Below are 18006 nucleotides of genomic sequence, written 5' to 3' on the forward strand. Positions count from 1 at the left end.
GTGTCGGATGGCAAGGCTTACGCCATCCGACATGGAATGTAACGACCTAGCGCTTAAACGTCACCGTTTCTGGCTGCGTCAGATGCAGTGTGGTTTGGCTTGGGACCGTCTCGGCAATGACTCGACCATGACGAATGGAATAACGGGCAGGCGTCTGGCGACGAACCGCGTCAAACCCATTTTCTGCAGGCAAAATCACCAGATTCGCAGAATTCCCCACGTTCAGACCGTAGTCCTGCAGGTGCAGGGTTTTCGCGCTGTGGCTGGTGACCAGGTTCAACCCATCGTTAATTTGTCCGTATCCCATCAGTTGGCACACGTGTAATCCCATATGCAGCACCTGCAGCATATTCGCAGTGCCCAGCGGGTACCACGGATCGAAGACGTCATCATGACCGAAGCAGACGTTGATCTCCGCTTCCAGCATCTCTTTGACGCGCGTAACACCACGACGCTTAGGATAAGTGTCAAAGCGCCCTTGCAGGTGAATATTCACCAGTGGATTTGCGACAAAGTTAATGCCGGACATTTTCAACAGACGGAAAAGACGGGAAGCATACGCGCCGTTGTAGGAATGCATCGCCGTGGTATGGCTGGCGGTCACGCGCTCGCCCATATTGTAGCGATGTGCCAGTGCCGCAACGGTTTCAACAAAGCGGGATTGCTCATCATCGATTTCGTCACAGTGCACGTCGATAAGTTTGTCGTATTTTTGCGCCAGAGCGAAAATCTTATGCAGCGACTCTACGCCATATTCACGCGTGAATTCAAAGTGCGGGATCGCGCCAATGACGTCGGCGCCCAGACGCACGGCTTCCTCCAGGAGCGCTTCACCATTGGGATAAGAAAGAATGCCTTCTTGCGGGAACGCGACAATCTGTAGCTCTACCCACGGAGCGACTTCTTGCTTCACCTCCAGCATGGCTTTTAGCGCCGTCAACGTAGGGTCGGAAACGTCAACGTGAGTACGGACATACTGGATGCCGTTGGCCATCTGCCACTTCAGGGTCTGCATGGCGCGCGCTTTGACGTCTTCGTGAGTGAGCATTGCCTTACGTTCAGCCCAGCGTTCAATGCCCTCAAACAACGTACCAGACTGATTCCAGCTCGGCTCGCCCGCGGTTTGTGTAGTGTCCAGATGGATATGTGGCTCAACGAACGGTGGGATAGCCAGACCGCCTTCAGCATCAAGCACTTCACCCTGTGGTAACGTCGCTGCGTCTTGAGGCTCAATACGGCTAAAGCGCCCGTTTTCAATCGTGATTTGCCATAATCCTTCACGTCCCTGTAAACGCGCCTGATGAATGGTGATGTTATTATTCTGCATGGCTGACCTCCGGGGATTTAGCAAGGCTGCGATTGAAAAGTGGATTCAGCAGGATATAGCTGAATACGCCGCCAAGTACGGCATTGACGGGCACGATGCCGGGAATATAGTGACCTGCGGCAATGCCCAGTGCAACGGACAGGATCGCTATCCAGTTTACGGAAATAAATTGCGCTTTGCTGAAGTCGGCATAGCGGCGATGGTTCAGCAGATAGTCGGCGATGATCACCCCGCCAATCGGGGGAATCGCTGCCGACAGAAATGTCAGCCAGCCGACAAAGTTATTGTAAAGCCACAGTGCGCACAGTGTGCCAATAATACCGTTAGCCACTGACAGCGTACGGCTGGAAAGGCCGGTAATATTGGCAAATCCCAGGCCCGATGCGTACAGCGCATTATCGTTGGTGGTCCAGATATTCAGGCCGAGAACGATGATCGCGGGCAGCAGCAGTCCCTGGGCAATCATCACGTCAGAGATATCCGCCTGTCCAACCGCAGCCGCGCCCGCAGCGCCGAAGATGAACATAAGCGAATTGCCAAGGAAAAACGCCACCATGGCGATCAGCACCGCGCCTTTGGCGTTGCGGCCAAAACGGACGAAGTCAGCGGTTAACGTCCCTGCGCTGACAAACGAGCCGACTACCAGCGCCAGTGCGGTGGAGAAATCCAGCGGCGTTTGCGGCACTATCGCTTTTAAATGCTCCAAACCGCCGACATCGCTCACTGCCAGCCAGACGGAGTAGCTGCCAAGTACGACGATGGCAGGCACGGCGATGATAGATAAAACGGTCAGCGCTGAGATGCCAAAAAAGATGGTCAGGGTCATCAACAGACCGGAAATCGCAATCAGGATATTGACGTCAATTCCCGTCGCTTTGCCAACCGGGATAGCAAACATGGCCACACCAACGCCAAACCAGCCTACCTGTGTGCCGCCTAACAGCAGAGAGGGAAGCCATGAACCTTTCACACCAAATGAGTAACGCGCCAGAAGGTGGGTTGAGAGCCCTGTTTTTGCGCCGATAAAACCGAGAAATGCAGTGTAAATACCGAGGAGAAGATTACCGAAGAGAACTGCCAGGAAGAAATCATTATAAGAAAGACCGGTACCGAGTGTGCCACCGGTCCACATACTGGCGGAAAAGAATGTGAGTCCCAACATGACAAATGTTAGTGGAACTACGCCTTTTCGCGCCGCCAGAGGGACGGGGCCCTGGCTATAATTGTTGTCTTGCGACACAACGCCTCCATGAATTTTGCCCAAAAAATCCGCCGCATAATATACAGTTCTCAACGTAAAGCAAACGTTTTCGTCTGATTTTTACATGGTTATTATTCATGATGTCGATCTGTTTGGGGTGTTAAGGTTATTTGCCCTGTTTACTAAACGTGTTGTCAGACTGGCTTAATCGGCAGGTTTGGCGGTATTGCGGCAGGAATTTGGCATCTCACCCACCAGGGCAGATGAGATGCCTTAAGAGGCTGTATTACACTTCCAGGTAGTTCAGGATACCGTCTGCCGCTTTACGACCTTCGGCAATCGCGGTGACCACCAGATCCGAACCGCGCACGATGTCGCCACCGGCGAAGATTTTCGGGTTGCTGGTCTGGAAGGCGTTGTCGCTGCGCTCTGGAGCAATAATGCGGCCCTGAGAATCCAGTTCGACGCTGTGTTTTGCCAGCCACTCCATACTGTGCGGACGGAAGCCAAACGCCAGTACCACCGCATCTGCCGGAACAACGTGTTCAGAACCGGCAACGATCTCCGCACGGCGACGGCCCTTCGCATCCGGTTCACCCATTTCGGTACGCGCCATTTTCACACCGCATACCTTACCGTTGGCATTCACTTCCACGCCTAAAGGCTGGACGTTGAACTGGAATTCGACGCCTTCTTCACGCGCATTTTTCACTTCGCGTTTGGAACCCGGCATGTTCTCTTCGTCACGACGATAAGCGCAGATGACATGTGCTGCGTTCTGGCGAACCGAGGTCCGCACGCAGTCCATCGCGGTATCGCCACCGCCGAGAACGACGACGCGTTTGCCTTCCATGCTGATGTACGGCTCGTCGCTGCTTTCGCCAAAGCCCATCAACTGTTTGGTATTGGCGATCAGGAACGGCAGGGCATCAAACACACCGGAAGCGTCTTCGTTTTCCAGCCCACCGCGCATCGACTGATAGGTACCTACGCCAAGGAACACGGCGTCATAATCTTTCAGCAGATCGTCAAGCTGTACATCGCGGCCCACTTCCACGTTCAATTTGAACTCAATGCCCATACCGGTGAAGATTTCACGACGGCGGGTCATGACCTCTTTCTCCAGTTTGAAGGCCGGGATACCGAAGGTCAGCAGACCGCCGATTTCCGGGTGGCGGTCAAATACCACCGCCTTCACGCCGTTACGGGTCAGCACATCAGCACAGGCCAGGCCTGCCGGACCGGCACCGATGATCGCCACGCGCTTGTCGGTTTGACGCACGCCGGTCATATCCGGGCGCCAGCCCATTTCGAATGCTTTATCGTTGATATAGCGCTCGATGTTACCGATAGTCACTGCGCCGAACTCATCGTTCAGCGTACAGGATCCTTCACACAGACGATCCTGCGGGCACACGCGGCCACAGACTTCCGGCAGAGTGTTGGTCTGGTGCGACAGTTCTGCTGCTTCAAAAATACGCCCCTCGTTCGCCAGTTTCAGCCAGTTCGGGATGTAGTTATGCACCGGGCACTTCCACTCGCAGTACGGGTTACCGCAGGACAGGCAGCGGTCTGCCTGTGCTTTGGCCTGACCTTCGGAAAACGGCTCGTAGATCTCGATAAACTCGATCTTACGGATCTTCAGCGGCTTCTTAGGTGGATCAACGCGCTGCAGGTCGATAAATTGGTATACGTTCTGACTCATTGCTGCTACCCCTTACTGCGCCTGCACACGCAGCTCTGCTGCGCTACGACTACGGTGACCCAACAGTGCTTTCACATCACTGGATTTTGGTTTTACCAGCGCGAATTTCGCCGAGAATGCTGGCCAGTTAGCCAGGATCTCTTCGCCGTGTGAAGAGCCGGTATGCTGTACGTGCTCGGTAATCAAACCGCGCAGGTGTTCCTCGTGGATAGCCAGCGAGTCCACGCTCAGCACTTCTACCAGTTCCGGGTTCACGCGTTTGCGGAACTCACCGTCTTCATCGAGCACGTAGGCGAATCCGCCCGTCATACCCGCTCCGAAGTTGACGCCCGTTTTTCCGAGAATACAGACGATGCCGCCGGTCATATATTCGCAGCCGTTGTCGCCAATACCTTCAACCACGGTGATTGCGCCGGAGTTACGTACTGCAAAGCGCTCACCCGCACGACCCGCGGCAAACAGGCGGCCACCGGTGGCACCATACAGACAGGTGTTACCAATGATGCTCGCCTCATGGCTACGGAAAGCAGAGCCAACCGGAGGACGCACTGCAAGCAGACCGCCCGCCATACCTTTACCGACATAGTCGTTGGCATCACCGGTCAGATACAACTCCACGCCGCCCGCGTTCCACACGCCGAAGCTCTGGCCTGCGGTACCGCTGAAGTGCGCTTTGATTGGGTCAGACGCCAGCCCCTGATCGCCATGCGTTTGCGCGATATAGCCCGACAGCGACGCGCCAACAGAACGGTCGGTGTTGCGGATATCGAACCAGAAGGTTTTGCTCTGGCGCTCGTCGACAAACGGTTTCGCTTGCTGTAACAACTGAGCGTTCAGCACGCCGTTATCAAACGGCGGGTTGTTCTCGGTGCAATGCAGCGCTTTACCCGGATGCGGTTCGGCGGTTTCCAGCAGACGAGACAGTTCCAGTTTCTGTTGCTTGGCGGTAAACCCTTCCAGCTCTTTGAGCAGGTCGGTACGACCAATCAGATCCACCAGACGCTTCACACCCAGTTGCGCCATCAGCTCACGGACTTCGCGGGCGATAAATTCAAAGTAGTTAGTCACTTTGAACGGCAGGCCGTGATAGTGGTTCTTACGCAGTTTGTCATCCTGAGTCGCCACGCCGGTTGCGCAGTTGTTCAGGTGGCAAATACGCAGGTATTTACAGCCCAGCGCCACCATTGGACCGGTACCGAAGCCGAAGCTTTCCGCACCCAGAATCGCCGCTTTAATGATATCGACACCGGTTTTCAGACCGCCATCAACCTGCAGACGAATCTTGTGACGCAGACCGTTAGCGACCAGCGCCTGCTGGGTTTCCACCAGACCGAGTTCCCACGGGCAGCCCGCATATTTCACCGAGGAGAGCGGGCTTGCGCCGGTACCGCCATCGTAGCCAGCAATGGTGATCAGATCCGCATAGGCTTTCGCCACGCCTGTGGCGATGGTGCCAACGCCTGGTTCGGAAACCAGCTTCACGGAGATCATCGCTTTCGGGTTGACCTGTTTGAGGTCGAAAATCAGCTGCGCTAAGTCTTCGATAGAGTAAATATCGTGGTGCGGCGGCGGGGAGATCAGCGTCACGCCCGGCACCGAATAGCGCAGTTTGGCGATGTACGGGGTGACTTTATCACCCGGTAACTGACCGCCTTCGCCAGGTTTCGCGCCCTGAGCGACTTTAATCTGGATGACATCGGCGTTGACCAGATACGCCGGGGTTACGCCAAAGCGACCGGAAGCAACCTGCTTAATGCGCGACACTTTATTGGTGCCATAGCGCGCCGGGTCTTCACCGCCTTCACCGGAGTTCGAGTTGCCGCCGATGCTGTTCATGGCTTCGGCCAGCGCTTCGTGTGCTTCGGGGCTTAATGCGCCGATGGACATAGCTGCGGTATCGAAGCGTTTAAACAGTTCGGTTGCGGGTTCTACTTCGCTAATGCTTACGGCTTCATCGCCAGGCGTAATCGCCAGCAGATCGCGCAGCGTGGCCGCCGGACGCTCATTGACCAGCTTGGCATATTCCTGATAGTCGCTGTACTCGCCGCTTTGTACCGCCTGTTGCAGCGTGCGCACCACGTCCGGGTTGTAGGCATGGTATTCGCCGCCGTGGACGTATTTGAGCAAACCGCCCTGGCTGATAGGTTTACGTGCCAGCCATGCATGTTTGGAGAGGTTTAGCAGATCCTGCTGGAAGTCGCTAAACCCTGCGCCGCTAATACGGCTGACCACGCCCTGGAAGCACAGCGCCACGACATCATCGTGCAGACCAACCGCTTCAAACAGCTTCGAGCAGCGGTAAGAGGCGATGGTCGAAATGCCCATTTTGGACATGATTTTGTACAGACCTTTGTTGATGCCGTTACGGTAGTTCAGCATCACGGTCCGGTAATCTTTGGCAATCGCCTGAGTGTCGATCAGCCGTCCCAGCGTTTCATACGCGAGATACGGGTAAATGGCCGTCGCGCCAAAGCCGAGCAGGACAGCAAAATGGTGCGGGTCGCGGGCGCTGGCGGTTTCAACGATGATGTTGGCGTCGCAACGCAGGCTTTGTTCTACAAGGCGCGTTTGCACTGCGCCCACGGCCATCGGTGCCGGAACCGGCAGGCGGTTTTTCGCGATGTTACGGTCAGAGAGCACCAGCAGCACCGTACCGTTACGCACCATCTGTTCCGCCTTATCGCACAATGCTTTGACGGTCTCTTCGAGGGTGGTTTCGGTCACATCGAAGGTGATATCCAGGCGGTCGGCGCGGTAATGCTCCTCTTTCATGGTGGTGAGCTGGGTGAAATCGGAGTACAGCAGGATCGGCGATTTAAAGCTCAGGCGGTGTGCCTGACCTTCGGCTTCGCAGAAGACGTTCATCTCACGACCGATGCTGGTGGCCAGCGACATAACGTGCGCTTCACGCAGCGGGTCGATCGGCGGGTTAGTCACCTGCGCGAACTGCTGGCGGAAGTAGTCATAAATGATGCGCGGCTGGCTGGACAGCACGGCAAACGGGGTATCATCACCCATTGAACCGACCGCTTCCTGACCATTTTCGCCGAGCACGCGGATCACGGAATCCAGCTCTTCGGCGCTGTAGTTAAACTGTTTCTGATAGCTGGCGAGCGTGTCATCGTCCAGTTCGCGGCTGCCGACCTGATCGTCTGCGAGGTCTTCGAACGGCACCAGACGGCGGACGTTCTTCTCCATCCACTCTTTGTACGGATGGCGGCTTTTCAGATCGTCATCGGTTTCGGCGGAGTGCAGAATGCGCCCGCTGCGGGTATCGATAACCATCAGCTCGCCAGGGCCGACGCGACCTTTCTCAACCACTTCATCCGGCTGATAATCCCAGATCCCGACTTCAGAAGCGCAGGTAATCAGCTTGTCTTTGGTGATTACGTAGCGCGCCGGACGCAGGCCGTTACGGTCAAGGTTACAGGCGGCAAAGCGGCCGTCGGACATAACAATGCCCGCCGGGCCATCCCACGGCTCCATGTGCATGGAGTTAAAGTCAAAGAACGCGCGCAGCTCCGGGTCCATATCCGGGTTGTTCTGCCAGGCCGGCGGCACCAGTAAACGCATGGCGCGAATAATGTCCATCCCGCCAGCCAGCAGCAGTTCCAGCATGTTATCCATTGAGCTGGAGTCGGAGCCGGTTTCGTTAACGAACGGTGCGGCGTCGTGCAGGTCAGGGATCAGCGGTGTCTGGAATTTATAGGTACGTGCGCGTGCCCACTGGCGGTTGCCGGTGATGGTGTTGATTTCACCGTTATGCGCCAGGTAGCGGAACGGTTGGGCCAGCGGCCAGCGCGGTACAGTATTGGTGGAGAAGCGCTGGTGGAACAGGCAGATGGCCGATTCCAGACGCAGGTCCGCCAGGTCCAGGTAAAAGCGCGGCAGATCCGCCGGCATACACAGACCTTTATAGATATTGACCAGGTTCGACAAGCTACACACGTAGAAGTCTTTATCGTCCTGGAGGCGTTTTTCGATGCGACGGCGCGCGATGAACAGGCGGCGCTCCATATCACGCGGACGCCAGCCCGCAGGGGCGTTGACAAAAATTTGCTCGATACGAGGCAGGGAGGAGAGGGCGATTTCACCGAGAACACCTTCGTTGGTCGGCACGTCGCGCCAGCCGACAATCGACAGGGTCTCCTGCTGTAATTCTTCTTCGACAATGCGACGAGAAGCTGCAGCCAGTTCAGCGTCTTTATTTAAAAAGATCATGCCGACGGCATAGTTTTTAGCTAAACGCCAGCCGCGCTCTTGCGCCACGATGCGGAAAAAGCGGTCAGGTTTTTGTAACAGCAAACCGCAACCATCGCCGGTTTTACCATCGGCTAGAATTGCGCCACGGTGCTGCATGCGGGCCAGTGCGTGTATGGCGGTACGCACTACCTTGTGGCTAGGTTCGCCTTCTATGTGGGCGATCAGGCCGAAACCACAGTTATCCCTCTCAAGGGATTTATCGTACAACATATCAGTGAACCTCCCCAGGCTCTGCGGGATTCCCATCTGGACCGTTGCGCACGGGCACACCAAGAGCATGGCGACGGGGTTTGCGTGTCATACGCTTACCTCGCATTCGCCCTCTTTATCCTTTTCGCATAGGTCAAACAAGTTTGAGGACTTGCTTCAGAGGGAATCTCAATTACTGCATAAATATGATGAGCAGGCTGCTCATCCAGAAAGCTTCCAGCGGATTTCCACGTTATCGGGAATCCACACACAGGTCAAATGGCAATCTTATTTATGCAAAAATGTGCTATAGGGCGATTAACCTTATGAATATGTTGAAATTTAAGGCTTTTTTACATTGATTTAACGCAAGGGGGATGGGGAGCGAAGTGTGATCTGTCTCACTGTCAGAAAGGCTGTATATCCCCCGTCCTCCCTTTGTTTATCGCTATGCTTGGCATTTTATGCTGGTTTTTAGAGTTTTGGCGTCTTAAAGATACTGTTTTTATGCTGAGAGTATAAGAAGATAAAAAAAACAGTCGGATATAAGGAAAAGTAATTTCATTTTGAATGAATGAAATTTCGATTATTTTGATTTGTTATGCAATGAATAAAGGCACGCCAGGGCGATTGATCCAGGTCATCGCCGACTGGGGCAAAAAATGGCAGGCTTTGGCCTCTTTTCAAGGCGCGGTCTACCAGATTATGCAGTTACAGAAATTAGTCAATATGTTTGGTGGGGATCTTTCTCGCCGTTACGGGCAAAAGGTTCATAAACTCACGCTTCACGGCGGCTTTAGCTGTCCAAATCGTGATGGCACCATCGGACGTGGCGGGTGTACTTTCTGCAATGTTGCCTCGTTTGCCGATGAAGCACAGCAGCACCATTCTATTGCCGAGCAGCTTGAGCATCAGGCGCATCTGGTCAATCGCGCGAAACGCTATCTGGCCTATTTCCAGGCCTATACCAGCACCTTTGCTGAAGTGCAGGTGCTGCGTTCGATGTATCAGCAGGCGGTTAGCCAGGCCAGTATCGTCGGGTTATGCGTTGGGACGCGCCCCGACTGCGTGCCGGATGCGGTACTCGATCTGCTTTGCGAGTATAAAGACCTCGGCTATGAGGTATGGCTGGAACTCGGTTTGCAAACCGCGCATGACAAAACCCTGCATCGTATTAACCGTGGCCATGATTTTGCCTGCTACCAACGCACTACGCGACTGGCACGCGAGCGTGGGCTGAAAGTGTGCTCGCACCTGATTGTCGGTCTGCCGGGAGAAGGGCAGGCAGAATGCCTGCAAACCATGGAACGTGTAGTGGAGGCGGGTGTTGACGGTATTAAGCTGCACCCGCTGCATATTGTGAAAGGCAGTACGATGGCGAAAGCCTGGGAAGCCGGGCGGCTGAACGGAATTGAACTGGACGACTATACGGTTACCGCCGGGGAGATGATCCGTCATACGCCGCCAGAGGTGATTTATCATCGAATTTCCGCCAGCGCGCGCCGCCCAACGCTGCTGGCACCGCTATGGTGTGAAAACCGCTGGACCGGCATGGTCGAACTGGATAAGTACCTTAACAAGTACGGTGTGCAAGGCTCGGCGCTCGGTACGCCATGGGTGCAGCCTGAGAACTAACTCTCCGTAGGCCGGATAAGGCAAAGCCGACATCCGGAAATCTGCGCCTGCTTGCCTGATGGCGCTTTGCTTATCAGGCCTACGATGGCCTCTCCGCGGTCATTTCACCGATAACCTCCGCATTTCTTGCACAATCTTCAACGTCACGCTGAGAATTGAGTATTATTGTGCCAAGTTGTCGTGAAGGAACCCTCTATGAAGCAAATCCGTATGCTGGCGCAATATTACGTCGACCTGATGATGAAGTTAGGTCTGGTGCGCTTTTCGCTGCTGTTGGCGCTGGCTCTGGTCGTGTTGGCAATTGTGGTGCAGATGGCTGTCACCATGGTGCTGCATGGCCAGGTAGAAAGCATTGATGTCATCCGTTCTATCTTTTTTGGTCTGTTAATTACCCCCTGGGCCGTCTATTTCTTGTCTGTGGTGGTGGAGCAACTTGAGGAGTCCCGGCAACGCCTGTCACGACTGGTACAAAAGCTGGAAGAGATGCGCGAGCGAGATCTCAAGCTCAATGTGCAGTTGAAAGATAATATTGCCCAGCTCAATCAGGAAATTGTTGAGCGTGAAAAAGCCGAAGCAGAGCGCCAGGAAACATTCGAGCAACTGAAGGTTGAAATCAAAGAGCGCGAAGAGGCGCAGATCCAGCTTGAGCAACAGTCTTCCTTTTTACGCTCTTTCCTTGATGCCTCGCCGGATCTGGTTTTTTATCGCAATGAAGATAAGGAGTTTTCCGGCTGTAACCGTGCCATGGAGCTGCTGACCGGCAAAAGCGAAAAGCAGCTGGTGAACTTAAAACCGGCTGACGTTTACTCTCCTGAAGCGGCTGAAAAGGTGATTGAGACCGACGAGAAGGTGTTCCGCCATAATGTTTCGCTCACCTACGAACAGTGGCTGGACTACCCGGACGGGCGCAAAGCCTGCTTTGAAATTCGCAAAGTGCCTTACTATGACCGCGTAGGTAAGCGACATGGTCTGATGGGCTTTGGGCGCGATATTACCGAGCGTAAGCGTTATCAGGATGCGCTTGAGCGCGCCAGCCGCGATAAGACCACCTTTATTTCTACCATCAGCCACGAGTTGCGCACCCCGCTTAACGGCATTGTCGGCTTAAGCCGGATCCTGCTGGATACGGATCTTACCGCGGAGCAGGAAAAATACCTGAAAACAATCCACGTCTCTGCTGTGACGCTGGGGAATATTTTCAACGACATTATCGACATGGATAAGATGGAGCGACGTAAAGTCCAGCTCGATAACCAGCCGATCGATTTCACCAGTTTTATGGCGGATCTGGAAAACCTCTCTGGCCTACAGGCGCAGCAAAAGGGGCTGCGTTTTGTGCTTGAGCCGACGTTACCGCTGCCGCATAAGGTCATTACCGACGGAACGCGTCTGCGTCAGATCCTGTGGAATCTGATCAGCAACGCCGTGAAGTTTACCCAGCAGGGGCAGGTGACCGTGCGGGCGCGCTATGACCAGGGGAATATGCTGCATTTCGAAGTTGAAGATTCCGGCATCGGCATTCCGCAGGATGAGCAGGATAAAATCTTCGCTATGTATTATCAGGTGAAGGACAGCAACGGCGGTAAACCGGCAACGGGGACAGGGATTGGTTTGGCCGTGTCGAAGCGTCTGGCGAAAAACATGGGCGGTGATATTACGGTTTCCAGCCAGGCAGGAAAAGGGTCCATCTTTACGCTAACCGTGCATGCCCCCGCGGTAGCGGAAGAGATTGAAGATGCTTTTGAAGACGATGAAATGCCGCTGCCAGCCCTGAATGTGCTGCTGGTAGAAGACATTGAGCTGAACGTTATTGTTGCGCGCTCCGTGCTGGAAAAATTAGGCAACAGCGTGGATGTCGCGATGACCGGGAAAGCCGCGCTGGAAATGTTTACGCCGGGTGAATATGACCTGGTGCTGCTGGATATTCAGCTACCGGATATGACCGGTCTGGATATCTCGCGGGAGCTCACGCAAAAATACGCCCGTGAAGATCTGCCACCGCTGGTTGCACTCACCGCCAACGTACTGAAAGATAAAAAAGAGTATCTGGACGCAGGCATGGACGACGTGCTGAGTAAGCCGCTGTCGGTTCCGGCGCTAACCGCCATGATCAAAAAATACTGGGATACCCGAAACGAAGAGGAGAGCACTGTGACATCTGAAGAAAGCAGTAAATCGCAAGCGCTGTTAGATATTCCTATGTTGGAACAATACCTCGAGCTGGTGGGACCGAAGTTAATTACCGACGGGCTGGCGGTGTTTGAGAAGATGATGCCGGGATATTTGAGCGTGCTGGAGTCCAACCTGACGGCACGGGATAAAAAAGGTGTTGTTGAGGAAGGCCATAAAATTAAAGGCGCAGCAGGTTCAGTGGGGCTGCGTCACCTGCAACAGCTAGGTCAGCAAATCCAGTCGCCGGATCTTCCTGCTTGGGAAGATAACGTTGCTGAATGGATTGAAGAGATGAAGCAGGAGTGGCAGCACGACGTGGCAGTATTAAAAGCCTGGGTGGCGAGCGTGGAAAAAAAATGACCCCGGCTTGACCGGGGTGCGCGAATACTGCGCCAACACCAGGGAAATCGTGGCTGCGCCGTAAATTATTATCATTGTTTACAAGGGCGCAGCCCTAATTTTCAGGCCGCACGCAGTTAAGATAGCAAATCTTAAATAATTTGTTACATGAATCAGTTAAATGTGTGAAGCGTAGCATTTAAATCATAATAACTAATATGTTTCAGCCAGTTGAGAAAGGAGTATTGCGATGAAAAAAGTGGGTGTAGTGCTCAGCGGATGCGGCGTGTATGACGGTGCAGAGATCCATGAAACTGTTCTCACGCTTCTGGCCATTGCCCGCAACGGCGCTCAGGCTGTCTGTTTCGCACCAGATAAACAACAAGCGGATGTGATTAATCATCTGACCGGCGAGCCGATGCTGGAAACTCGCAATGTGCTGATTGAAGCCGCGCGTATCACACGTGGCGATATTCGCCCACTTGCGCAGGCAGTCTCATCGGAACTGGATGCGTTGATCGTGCCGGGTGGGTTTGGTGCGGCCAAAAATCTGAGCAATTTTGCCAGTCAGGGCAGCGAATGCCGGGTTGACAGCGATTTAGCCGCGCTGGCGGTGGCCATGCATCAGGCGGGTAAGCCGTTGGGGTTTATGTGCATTGCGCCTGCCATGTTACCTAAAATTTTTGACTTCCCGCTGCGTCTGACCATCGGCACTGATATCGACACGGCAGAGGTGCTGGAAGAAATGGGCGCTGAGCATGTGCCTTGTCCGGTTGATGACATTGTCGTCGATGAAGACAACAAAATCGTCACCACGCCTGCCTATATGCTGGCGCAGGACATCGCTCAGGCTGCGAGTGGCATCGATAAACTGGTATCGCGTGTGCTGGTGCTGACTGAATGAGAAAAGGAGTAACCGCCTTTCTGCGACGTATTTTTCTGCGGGTGGTGGTTGTCCTCGCCGTATTCTGGGGCGGGGGCATCGCACTTTTCAGCGTGATGCCTGTGCCTTTCTCGGCGGTAATGGTCGAGCGACAGCTGGGCGCATGGCTGTCCGGTGATTTCGGCTATGTGGCGCACTCGGACTGGGTGAGCATGGATGAGATCTCACCGTGGATGGGACTGGCGGTGATTGCTGCAGAGGACCAGAAGTTTCCAGACCACTGGGGGTTTGACGTCACCGCCATAGAGAAAGCGCTGGCGCACAATGAACGCAATGAAAACCGCATTCGCGGGGCGTCGACGTTATCGCAACAGACGGCGAAAAACCTCTTTTTGTGGGATGGACGTAGCTGGGTGCGTAAAGGTCTCGAAGCCGGGCTAACGCTGGGTATGGAAACCGTCTGGAGTAAGAAACGTATTCTGACCGTCTATTTGAATATCGCCGAGTTTGGCGATGGGATATTTGGCGTGGAGGCGGCGGCGCAACGGTATTTTCATAAACCGGCCAGTCGGTTGAGCCTGTCTGAAGCGGCCTTGCTGGCGGCAGTATTGCCCAATCCTTTGCGTTTTAAGGCGAATGCGCCTTCTGGTTATGTGCGTAACCGCCAGGCCTGGATTATGCGCCAAATGCGCCAGTTAGGTGGTGAGTCGTTTATGCGGGAAAATAAGCTGTATTAGCGTAGTTATTGCCGGATGCGGCGTAAACGCCTTATCCGGCCTACTGGCTACGTTCTGTGTACTCGATTAATCTTCATCAAACCCTGAATTAAACAGGGCAATCACTGCGGCCAGGGCTTCTACTTCCTGTGGTCCCGTGGCTTCGACTTCTATCTGACGCCCTTTGGCTGAATCCAGCATCAGCAGAGCGATAACGCTGTTGGCCTCGGCTTCCGTTCCTTCATCATTACGCAGCAAAACTTCTGCTTCGAAACCCTGCATCAATTCAAACAGTTTCATCGCTGGGCGGGCATGCATGCCCAGCTTATTGGTGATTTCAACGGTTTGCTTCACGGTCATGATTTACGTTTTTCCAGCGTACGATGGCGTGACTGCACGTTTTTACCGCGTGAGCGGAAGTAGTCTGCCAGTTGCTCTGCAATATACACCGAACGGTGTTTCCCGCCGGTACAGCCGATGGCTACGGTAAGGTAGCTACGGTTGTTGGTCTCCAGCATGGGTAACCATAGCTCAAGATAGCTGCGAGTCTGGTAGATAAAATTGTGTACTTCTGTGTGCCTGTCGAGGAATGCGGCGACAGGGCGGTCAAGACCGGTCATTGGGCGCAGCTTCGGATCCCAGTGTGGGTTAGGCAGGAAGCGCACGTCAAAGACGTAATCCGCATCAATCGGGATACCGTGTTTGAAACCAAAGGATTCGAATACCATCGTCAATTCACGTTCACGTTTACCCAGCAGTCGGGTACGTAACATTTCTGCCAGTTCGTGTACGGACATTTCGGAGGTATCAACGATCAGGTCAGCGCGAGAGCGTAGAGGCTCCAGCAAATCGCTTTCCTTATCGATAGCGCTTTCCAGAGACAAGTTCTTGCTGGAGAGCGGGTGTAAACGGCGCGTGTCGCTGTAGCGACGAATCAACGTGTTACGGTCTGCATCAAGGAACAGCAGCTGTGGTGAGAAACCCTCGGGCAGATTATTCATTGCCTGCTCGAAAATTTCCGGGGACTCAGGCATGTTGCGCACATCAATGCTGACGGCCGCAGAAATCTGGCGATCGGCCAGTGTACGAGCCAGATCGGGCAACAGCACTACGGGAAGGTTATCCACGCAGTAAAAACCCATATCTTCCAGCGCACGCAGGGCGACAGATTTACCTGACCCTGAACGGCCGCTGACGATCATCAGTACCATGTACTGTTTCTCCTCACAACGACAAAAAAGGATGCCATTGGGTTGTTATGCTTCATCCTGTCCACCTTCGGTGTCCGTGATGATTTGATACAACTCCTGGTCACTCTGCGCGGCGCGCAGACGACGACAGATGGTTTTATCTGCCAGACGTTTTGCGACCAGTGACAACGTATGCAAATGCGTCTTGGTTTGGTCTGCCGGGACCAGCAGGGCGAAAAGCAGATCGACAGGTTGATTATCAATGGCGTCGAAGGCGATGGGTGTTTCGAGTTGAACAAACACACCAACCGCGCGCATCGTGTCTTCTTCCAGCTTTCCGTGCGGGATAGCAATACCATTACCGATGCCGGTACTGCCCATTTTTTCACGCGTCAGAATGGCTTCAAATACCACCTGAGCAGGCAAGCTAAGCTGTTTTGCTGCAAGTTCGCTGATGATTTCCAGTGCGCGCTTCTTGCTTTGGCAGTGAACGCCTGCGCGTGTACATTCCTGGTTAAGAACAGTGCTCAGTTGTAGAGTCGTATCGTTATTTGTCATAATTTCACCTAAGCGCTAACTGTACAAATGGCCCGTTGTGCTACACAACAGGCCGTCCTGCACCCGCTAACTGCCCGGACAAGTTAGTGCTGTTTCAGTTTATCTTTATGTTTTGTTAACTGCCGAGCCAGTTTATCAATTAAACCGTCAATGGCGGCGTACATATCCTGACCTTCCGCGCTGGCATGAATTTCGCCACCGTTCACATGCAGTGTTGCATCCGAGATATGTGTAACCTTCTCCACTTTCAACACAATATAGACCTGATTAATCCGGTCGAAATATTGTTCGAGCTTGGCAAATTTTGTATTCACAAAATCGCGCAGGGCTTCGGTGATTTCGACGTTGTTTCCAGTGATGTTGAGCTGCATAGTGTCTTCCTTATCGGTTGGGTCACACCAGCTGTTTGCGCTGGTTAGACGGCGGAATGGATAAAGACTCTCGGTACTTCGCAACGGTGCGGCGTGCCACCATGATACCCTGTTCTGACAGCATAGAGGTTAACTTGCTGTCACTCAGCGGTTTCGCGGGGTTTTCCGCAGCAATTAATTTCTTCACCAGCGCACGGATAGCTGTGGATGAGGCTTCACCTCCGCCTTCAGTGTTAACGTGACTGGAAAAGAAATACTTCAATTCAAAAATGCCGCGCGGACTGTGCAGATACTTTTGCGTGGTCACACGGGAAATGGTCGATTCGTGCATCTCGACGGCCTGGGCGATATCCGCCAGCACCATCGGTTTCATAAACTCTTCGCCTTGCTCAAAGAAAGCTTGCTGCTGCTCAACGATGCAGCGGCTGACGCGCAGCAACGTATCATTGCGGCTTTCCAGGCTTTTAATCAGCCACTTCGCATCTTGCAGATTGCTACGAATAAACTGGCTGTCGGCATCGTTGCGCGCGCTATTGCACATGGCGGCGTAGTGCTGGTTAATCTGTAAGCGCGGAATGCTGTCGCCGTTGAGTTCGACCACCCAGCGATCGTTATGCTTACGCACCAGCACATCCGGAATGACGTACTCCGGCTCACCGGTCTGGATCGATTGCCCTGGGCGGGGATCAAGCGACTGGATGAGGTTGACGGCTTCTTTCAGCACGTCTTCTTTCAGCCGGGTCACGCGCATCAGGGTGCGGAAGTCATGGTTGGCTAACAGATCGAGGTGATCGCTGATGATCAGACGCGCTTCTTCCAGCCACGGCGTGGCTTTATCAAACTGCGAAAGTTGGATCAGTAAGCAGTCACGGAGATCTTTGGCGGCCACGCCAACGGGATCAAAGCGCTGAACGCGTTTAAGCACGGCTTCGATTTCGTCCATACCGACGTCGTCATCGCCCATGCTTTCGAGAATATCGTCCAGGGTCACGGTGAGATAACCGGTTTCGTCTACCGCATCCACAATGGATGTCGCAATGGCGCGATCGGTATCCGAGAACGGGGTCAGTCCCACTTGCCACATCAGGTAATCCTGTAGTGATTGCGTGGTCTCACCCTGATACACAGGCAGTTCGTCGTCGATGTAATCTCCGCTGGTGCCCGAAGGCGTCCCGGCGGTGTAAATTTCATCCCAACTGGCGTCAAGCGGTAACTCCTCAGGCATCTCTTTTTGTTCGAGTGCATCTGCGGTGTCGAGGGTTTCGCTGTCCTGTTTTTCCTGGGTATCAATTTCGTCGTGAAGATCGGTTTGCTCGAGCAGTGGGTTACTTTCCAGCGCTTGCTGAAGTTCTTGCTGAAGTTCCAGCGTGGACAGCTGCAACAGACGGATAGCCTGTTGTAGCTGAGGCGTCATCGCCAGTTGTTGGCTAAGCCTGAGTTGCAAACCTTGCTTCATG

Annotated in this window: 13 protein-coding genes; 4 read left to right on the forward strand and 9 right to left on the reverse strand. The window is 53.9% G+C overall.

The window, feature by feature from the left end:
- Nucleotides 1–46: 46 nt before the first annotated feature.
- The 4 genes from JQN59_RS02350 to gltB form a co-directional block, all read right to left on the reverse strand.
- Nucleotides 47–1327, reverse strand: a complete 1281-nt coding sequence (locus tag JQN59_RS02350) for a cytosine deaminase (RefSeq protein WP_008785942.1) — start codon at nt 1325–1327, stop codon at nt 47–49.
- Nucleotides 1317–2567 (reverse strand): cytosine permease, encoded by a 1251-nt coding sequence (gene codB / locus JQN59_RS02355; protein WP_048225726.1) that lies wholly within the window; start codon nt 2565–2567, stop codon nt 1317–1319. Before codB ends, JQN59_RS02350 begins: the two co-directional genes overlap by 11 nt.
- Before the next feature lie 247 nt (nt 2568–2814).
- Entirely contained in the window at nt 2815–4233 is a 1419-nt protein-coding gene (locus JQN59_RS02360) for a glutamate synthase small subunit (protein WP_008785940.1), read from the reverse strand.
- A gap of 12 nt (nt 4234–4245) precedes the next feature.
- The gene (gltB, locus tag JQN59_RS02365; RefSeq protein ID WP_123969743.1) at nt 4246–8706 is read right to left on the reverse strand and encodes a glutamate synthase large subunit; all 4461 of its coding nucleotides are present in this window, start codon (nt 8704–8706) and stop codon (nt 4246–4248) included.
- A gap of 684 nt (nt 8707–9390) precedes the next feature.
- Between gltB and JQN59_RS02370 the strand changes: the two genes are divergently transcribed.
- The 4 genes from JQN59_RS02370 to mtgA all read left to right on the forward strand — a co-directional run bounded on the left by JQN59_RS02370 (nt 9391) and on the right by mtgA (nt 14451).
- Nucleotides 9391–10320: a TIGR01212 family radical SAM protein gene (locus JQN59_RS02370; protein ID WP_149607323.1), complete on the forward strand. Its 930-nt coding sequence runs from the start codon at nt 9391–9393 to the stop codon at nt 10318–10320.
- A 195-nt stretch (nt 10321–10515) separates the two neighbouring features.
- Nucleotides 10516–12852, forward strand: coding sequence for an aerobic respiration two-component sensor histidine kinase ArcB (gene arcB / locus JQN59_RS02375; RefSeq protein WP_020996355.1), 2337 nt, complete (start codon nt 10516–10518; stop codon nt 12850–12852).
- 229 nt (nt 12853–13081) lie between these two features.
- Nucleotides 13082–13735, forward strand: coding sequence for an isoprenoid biosynthesis glyoxalase ElbB (gene elbB, locus JQN59_RS02380; RefSeq protein WP_003828774.1), 654 nt, complete (start codon nt 13082–13084; stop codon nt 13733–13735).
- Nucleotides 13732–14451, forward strand: coding sequence for a monofunctional biosynthetic peptidoglycan transglycosylase (mtgA, locus tag JQN59_RS02385; protein ID WP_003828772.1), 720 nt, complete (start codon nt 13732–13734; stop codon nt 14449–14451). Before elbB ends, mtgA begins: the two co-directional genes overlap by 4 nt.
- 66 nt (nt 14452–14517) lie before the next feature.
- Here mtgA and npr read toward each other — a convergent pair whose 3' ends face one another.
- The 5 genes from npr to rpoN all read right to left on the reverse strand — a co-directional run bounded on the left by npr (nt 14518) and on the right by rpoN (nt 18005).
- Nucleotides 14518–14790, reverse strand: a complete 273-nt coding sequence (gene npr, locus JQN59_RS02390; RefSeq protein WP_003828770.1) for a PTS phosphocarrier protein NPr — start codon at nt 14788–14790, stop codon at nt 14518–14520.
- Nucleotides 14787–15641: an RNase adapter RapZ gene (rapZ, locus tag JQN59_RS02395; protein ID WP_003025085.1), complete on the reverse strand. Its 855-nt coding sequence runs from the start codon at nt 15639–15641 to the stop codon at nt 14787–14789. Before rapZ ends, npr begins: the two co-directional genes overlap by 4 nt.
- A gap of 45 nt (nt 15642–15686) precedes the next feature.
- Entirely contained in the window at nt 15687–16178 is a 492-nt protein-coding gene (gene ptsN, locus JQN59_RS02400) for a PTS IIA-like nitrogen regulatory protein PtsN (protein WP_032945121.1), read from the reverse strand.
- 83 nt (nt 16179–16261) lie between these two features.
- A complete protein-coding gene (gene hpf / locus JQN59_RS02405) occupies nt 16262–16549 on the reverse strand; it encodes a ribosome hibernation promoting factor (protein ID WP_003025078.1) in 288 nt (95 codons plus the stop codon).
- 22 nt (nt 16550–16571) lie between these two features.
- Nucleotides 16572–18005, reverse strand: coding sequence for an RNA polymerase factor sigma-54 (rpoN, locus tag JQN59_RS02410; protein WP_149607302.1), 1434 nt, complete (start codon nt 18003–18005; stop codon nt 16572–16574).
- Between the last annotated feature and the right edge of the window lies 1 nt (nt 18006).

It is taken from the genome of Citrobacter sp. B72 (assembly GCF_016894305.1).
GTDB lineage: Bacteria > Pseudomonadota > Gammaproteobacteria > Enterobacterales > Enterobacteriaceae > Citrobacter > Citrobacter portucalensis.

What these genes read in the sequence shown, in the direction of transcription:
- rapZ (WP_003025085.1), bottom strand. Translation starts at nt 15,641, where the DNA reads ATGGTACTGATGATCGTCAGCGGCCGTTCAGGGTCAGGTAAATCTGTC.
- JQN59_RS02370 (WP_149607323.1), top strand. Translation starts at nt 9,391, where the DNA reads ATGCAGTTACAGAAATTAGTCAATATGTTTGGTGGGGATCTTTCTCGC.
- hpf (WP_003025078.1), bottom strand. Translation starts at nt 16,549, where the DNA reads ATGCAGCTCAACATCACTGGAAACAACGTCGAAATCACCGAAGCCCTG.
- JQN59_RS02350 (WP_008785942.1), bottom strand. Translation starts at nt 1,327, where the DNA reads ATGCAGAATAATAACATCACCATTCATCAGGCGCGTTTACAGGGACGT.
- rpoN (WP_149607302.1), bottom strand. Translation starts at nt 18,005, where the DNA reads ATGAAGCAAGGTTTGCAACTCAGGCTTAGCCAACAACTGGCGATGACG.
- mtgA (WP_003828772.1), top strand. Translation starts at nt 13,732, where the DNA reads ATGAGAAAAGGAGTAACCGCCTTTCTGCGACGTATTTTTCTGCGGGTG.
- ptsN (WP_032945121.1), bottom strand. Translation starts at nt 16,178, where the DNA reads ATGACAAATAACGATACGACTCTACAACTGAGCACTGTTCTTAACCAG.
- JQN59_RS02360 (WP_008785940.1), bottom strand. Translation starts at nt 4,233, where the DNA reads ATGAGTCAGAACGTATACCAATTTATCGACCTGCAGCGCGTTGATCCA.
- elbB (WP_003828774.1), top strand. Translation starts at nt 13,082, where the DNA reads ATGAAAAAAGTGGGTGTAGTGCTCAGCGGATGCGGCGTGTATGACGGT.
- arcB (WP_020996355.1), top strand. Translation starts at nt 10,516, where the DNA reads ATGAAGCAAATCCGTATGCTGGCGCAATATTACGTCGACCTGATGATG.
- gltB (WP_123969743.1), bottom strand. Translation starts at nt 8,706, where the DNA reads ATGTTGTACGATAAATCCCTTGAGAGGGATAACTGTGGTTTCGGCCTG.
- npr (WP_003828770.1), bottom strand. Translation starts at nt 14,790, where the DNA reads ATGACCGTGAAGCAAACCGTTGAAATCACCAATAAGCTGGGCATGCAT.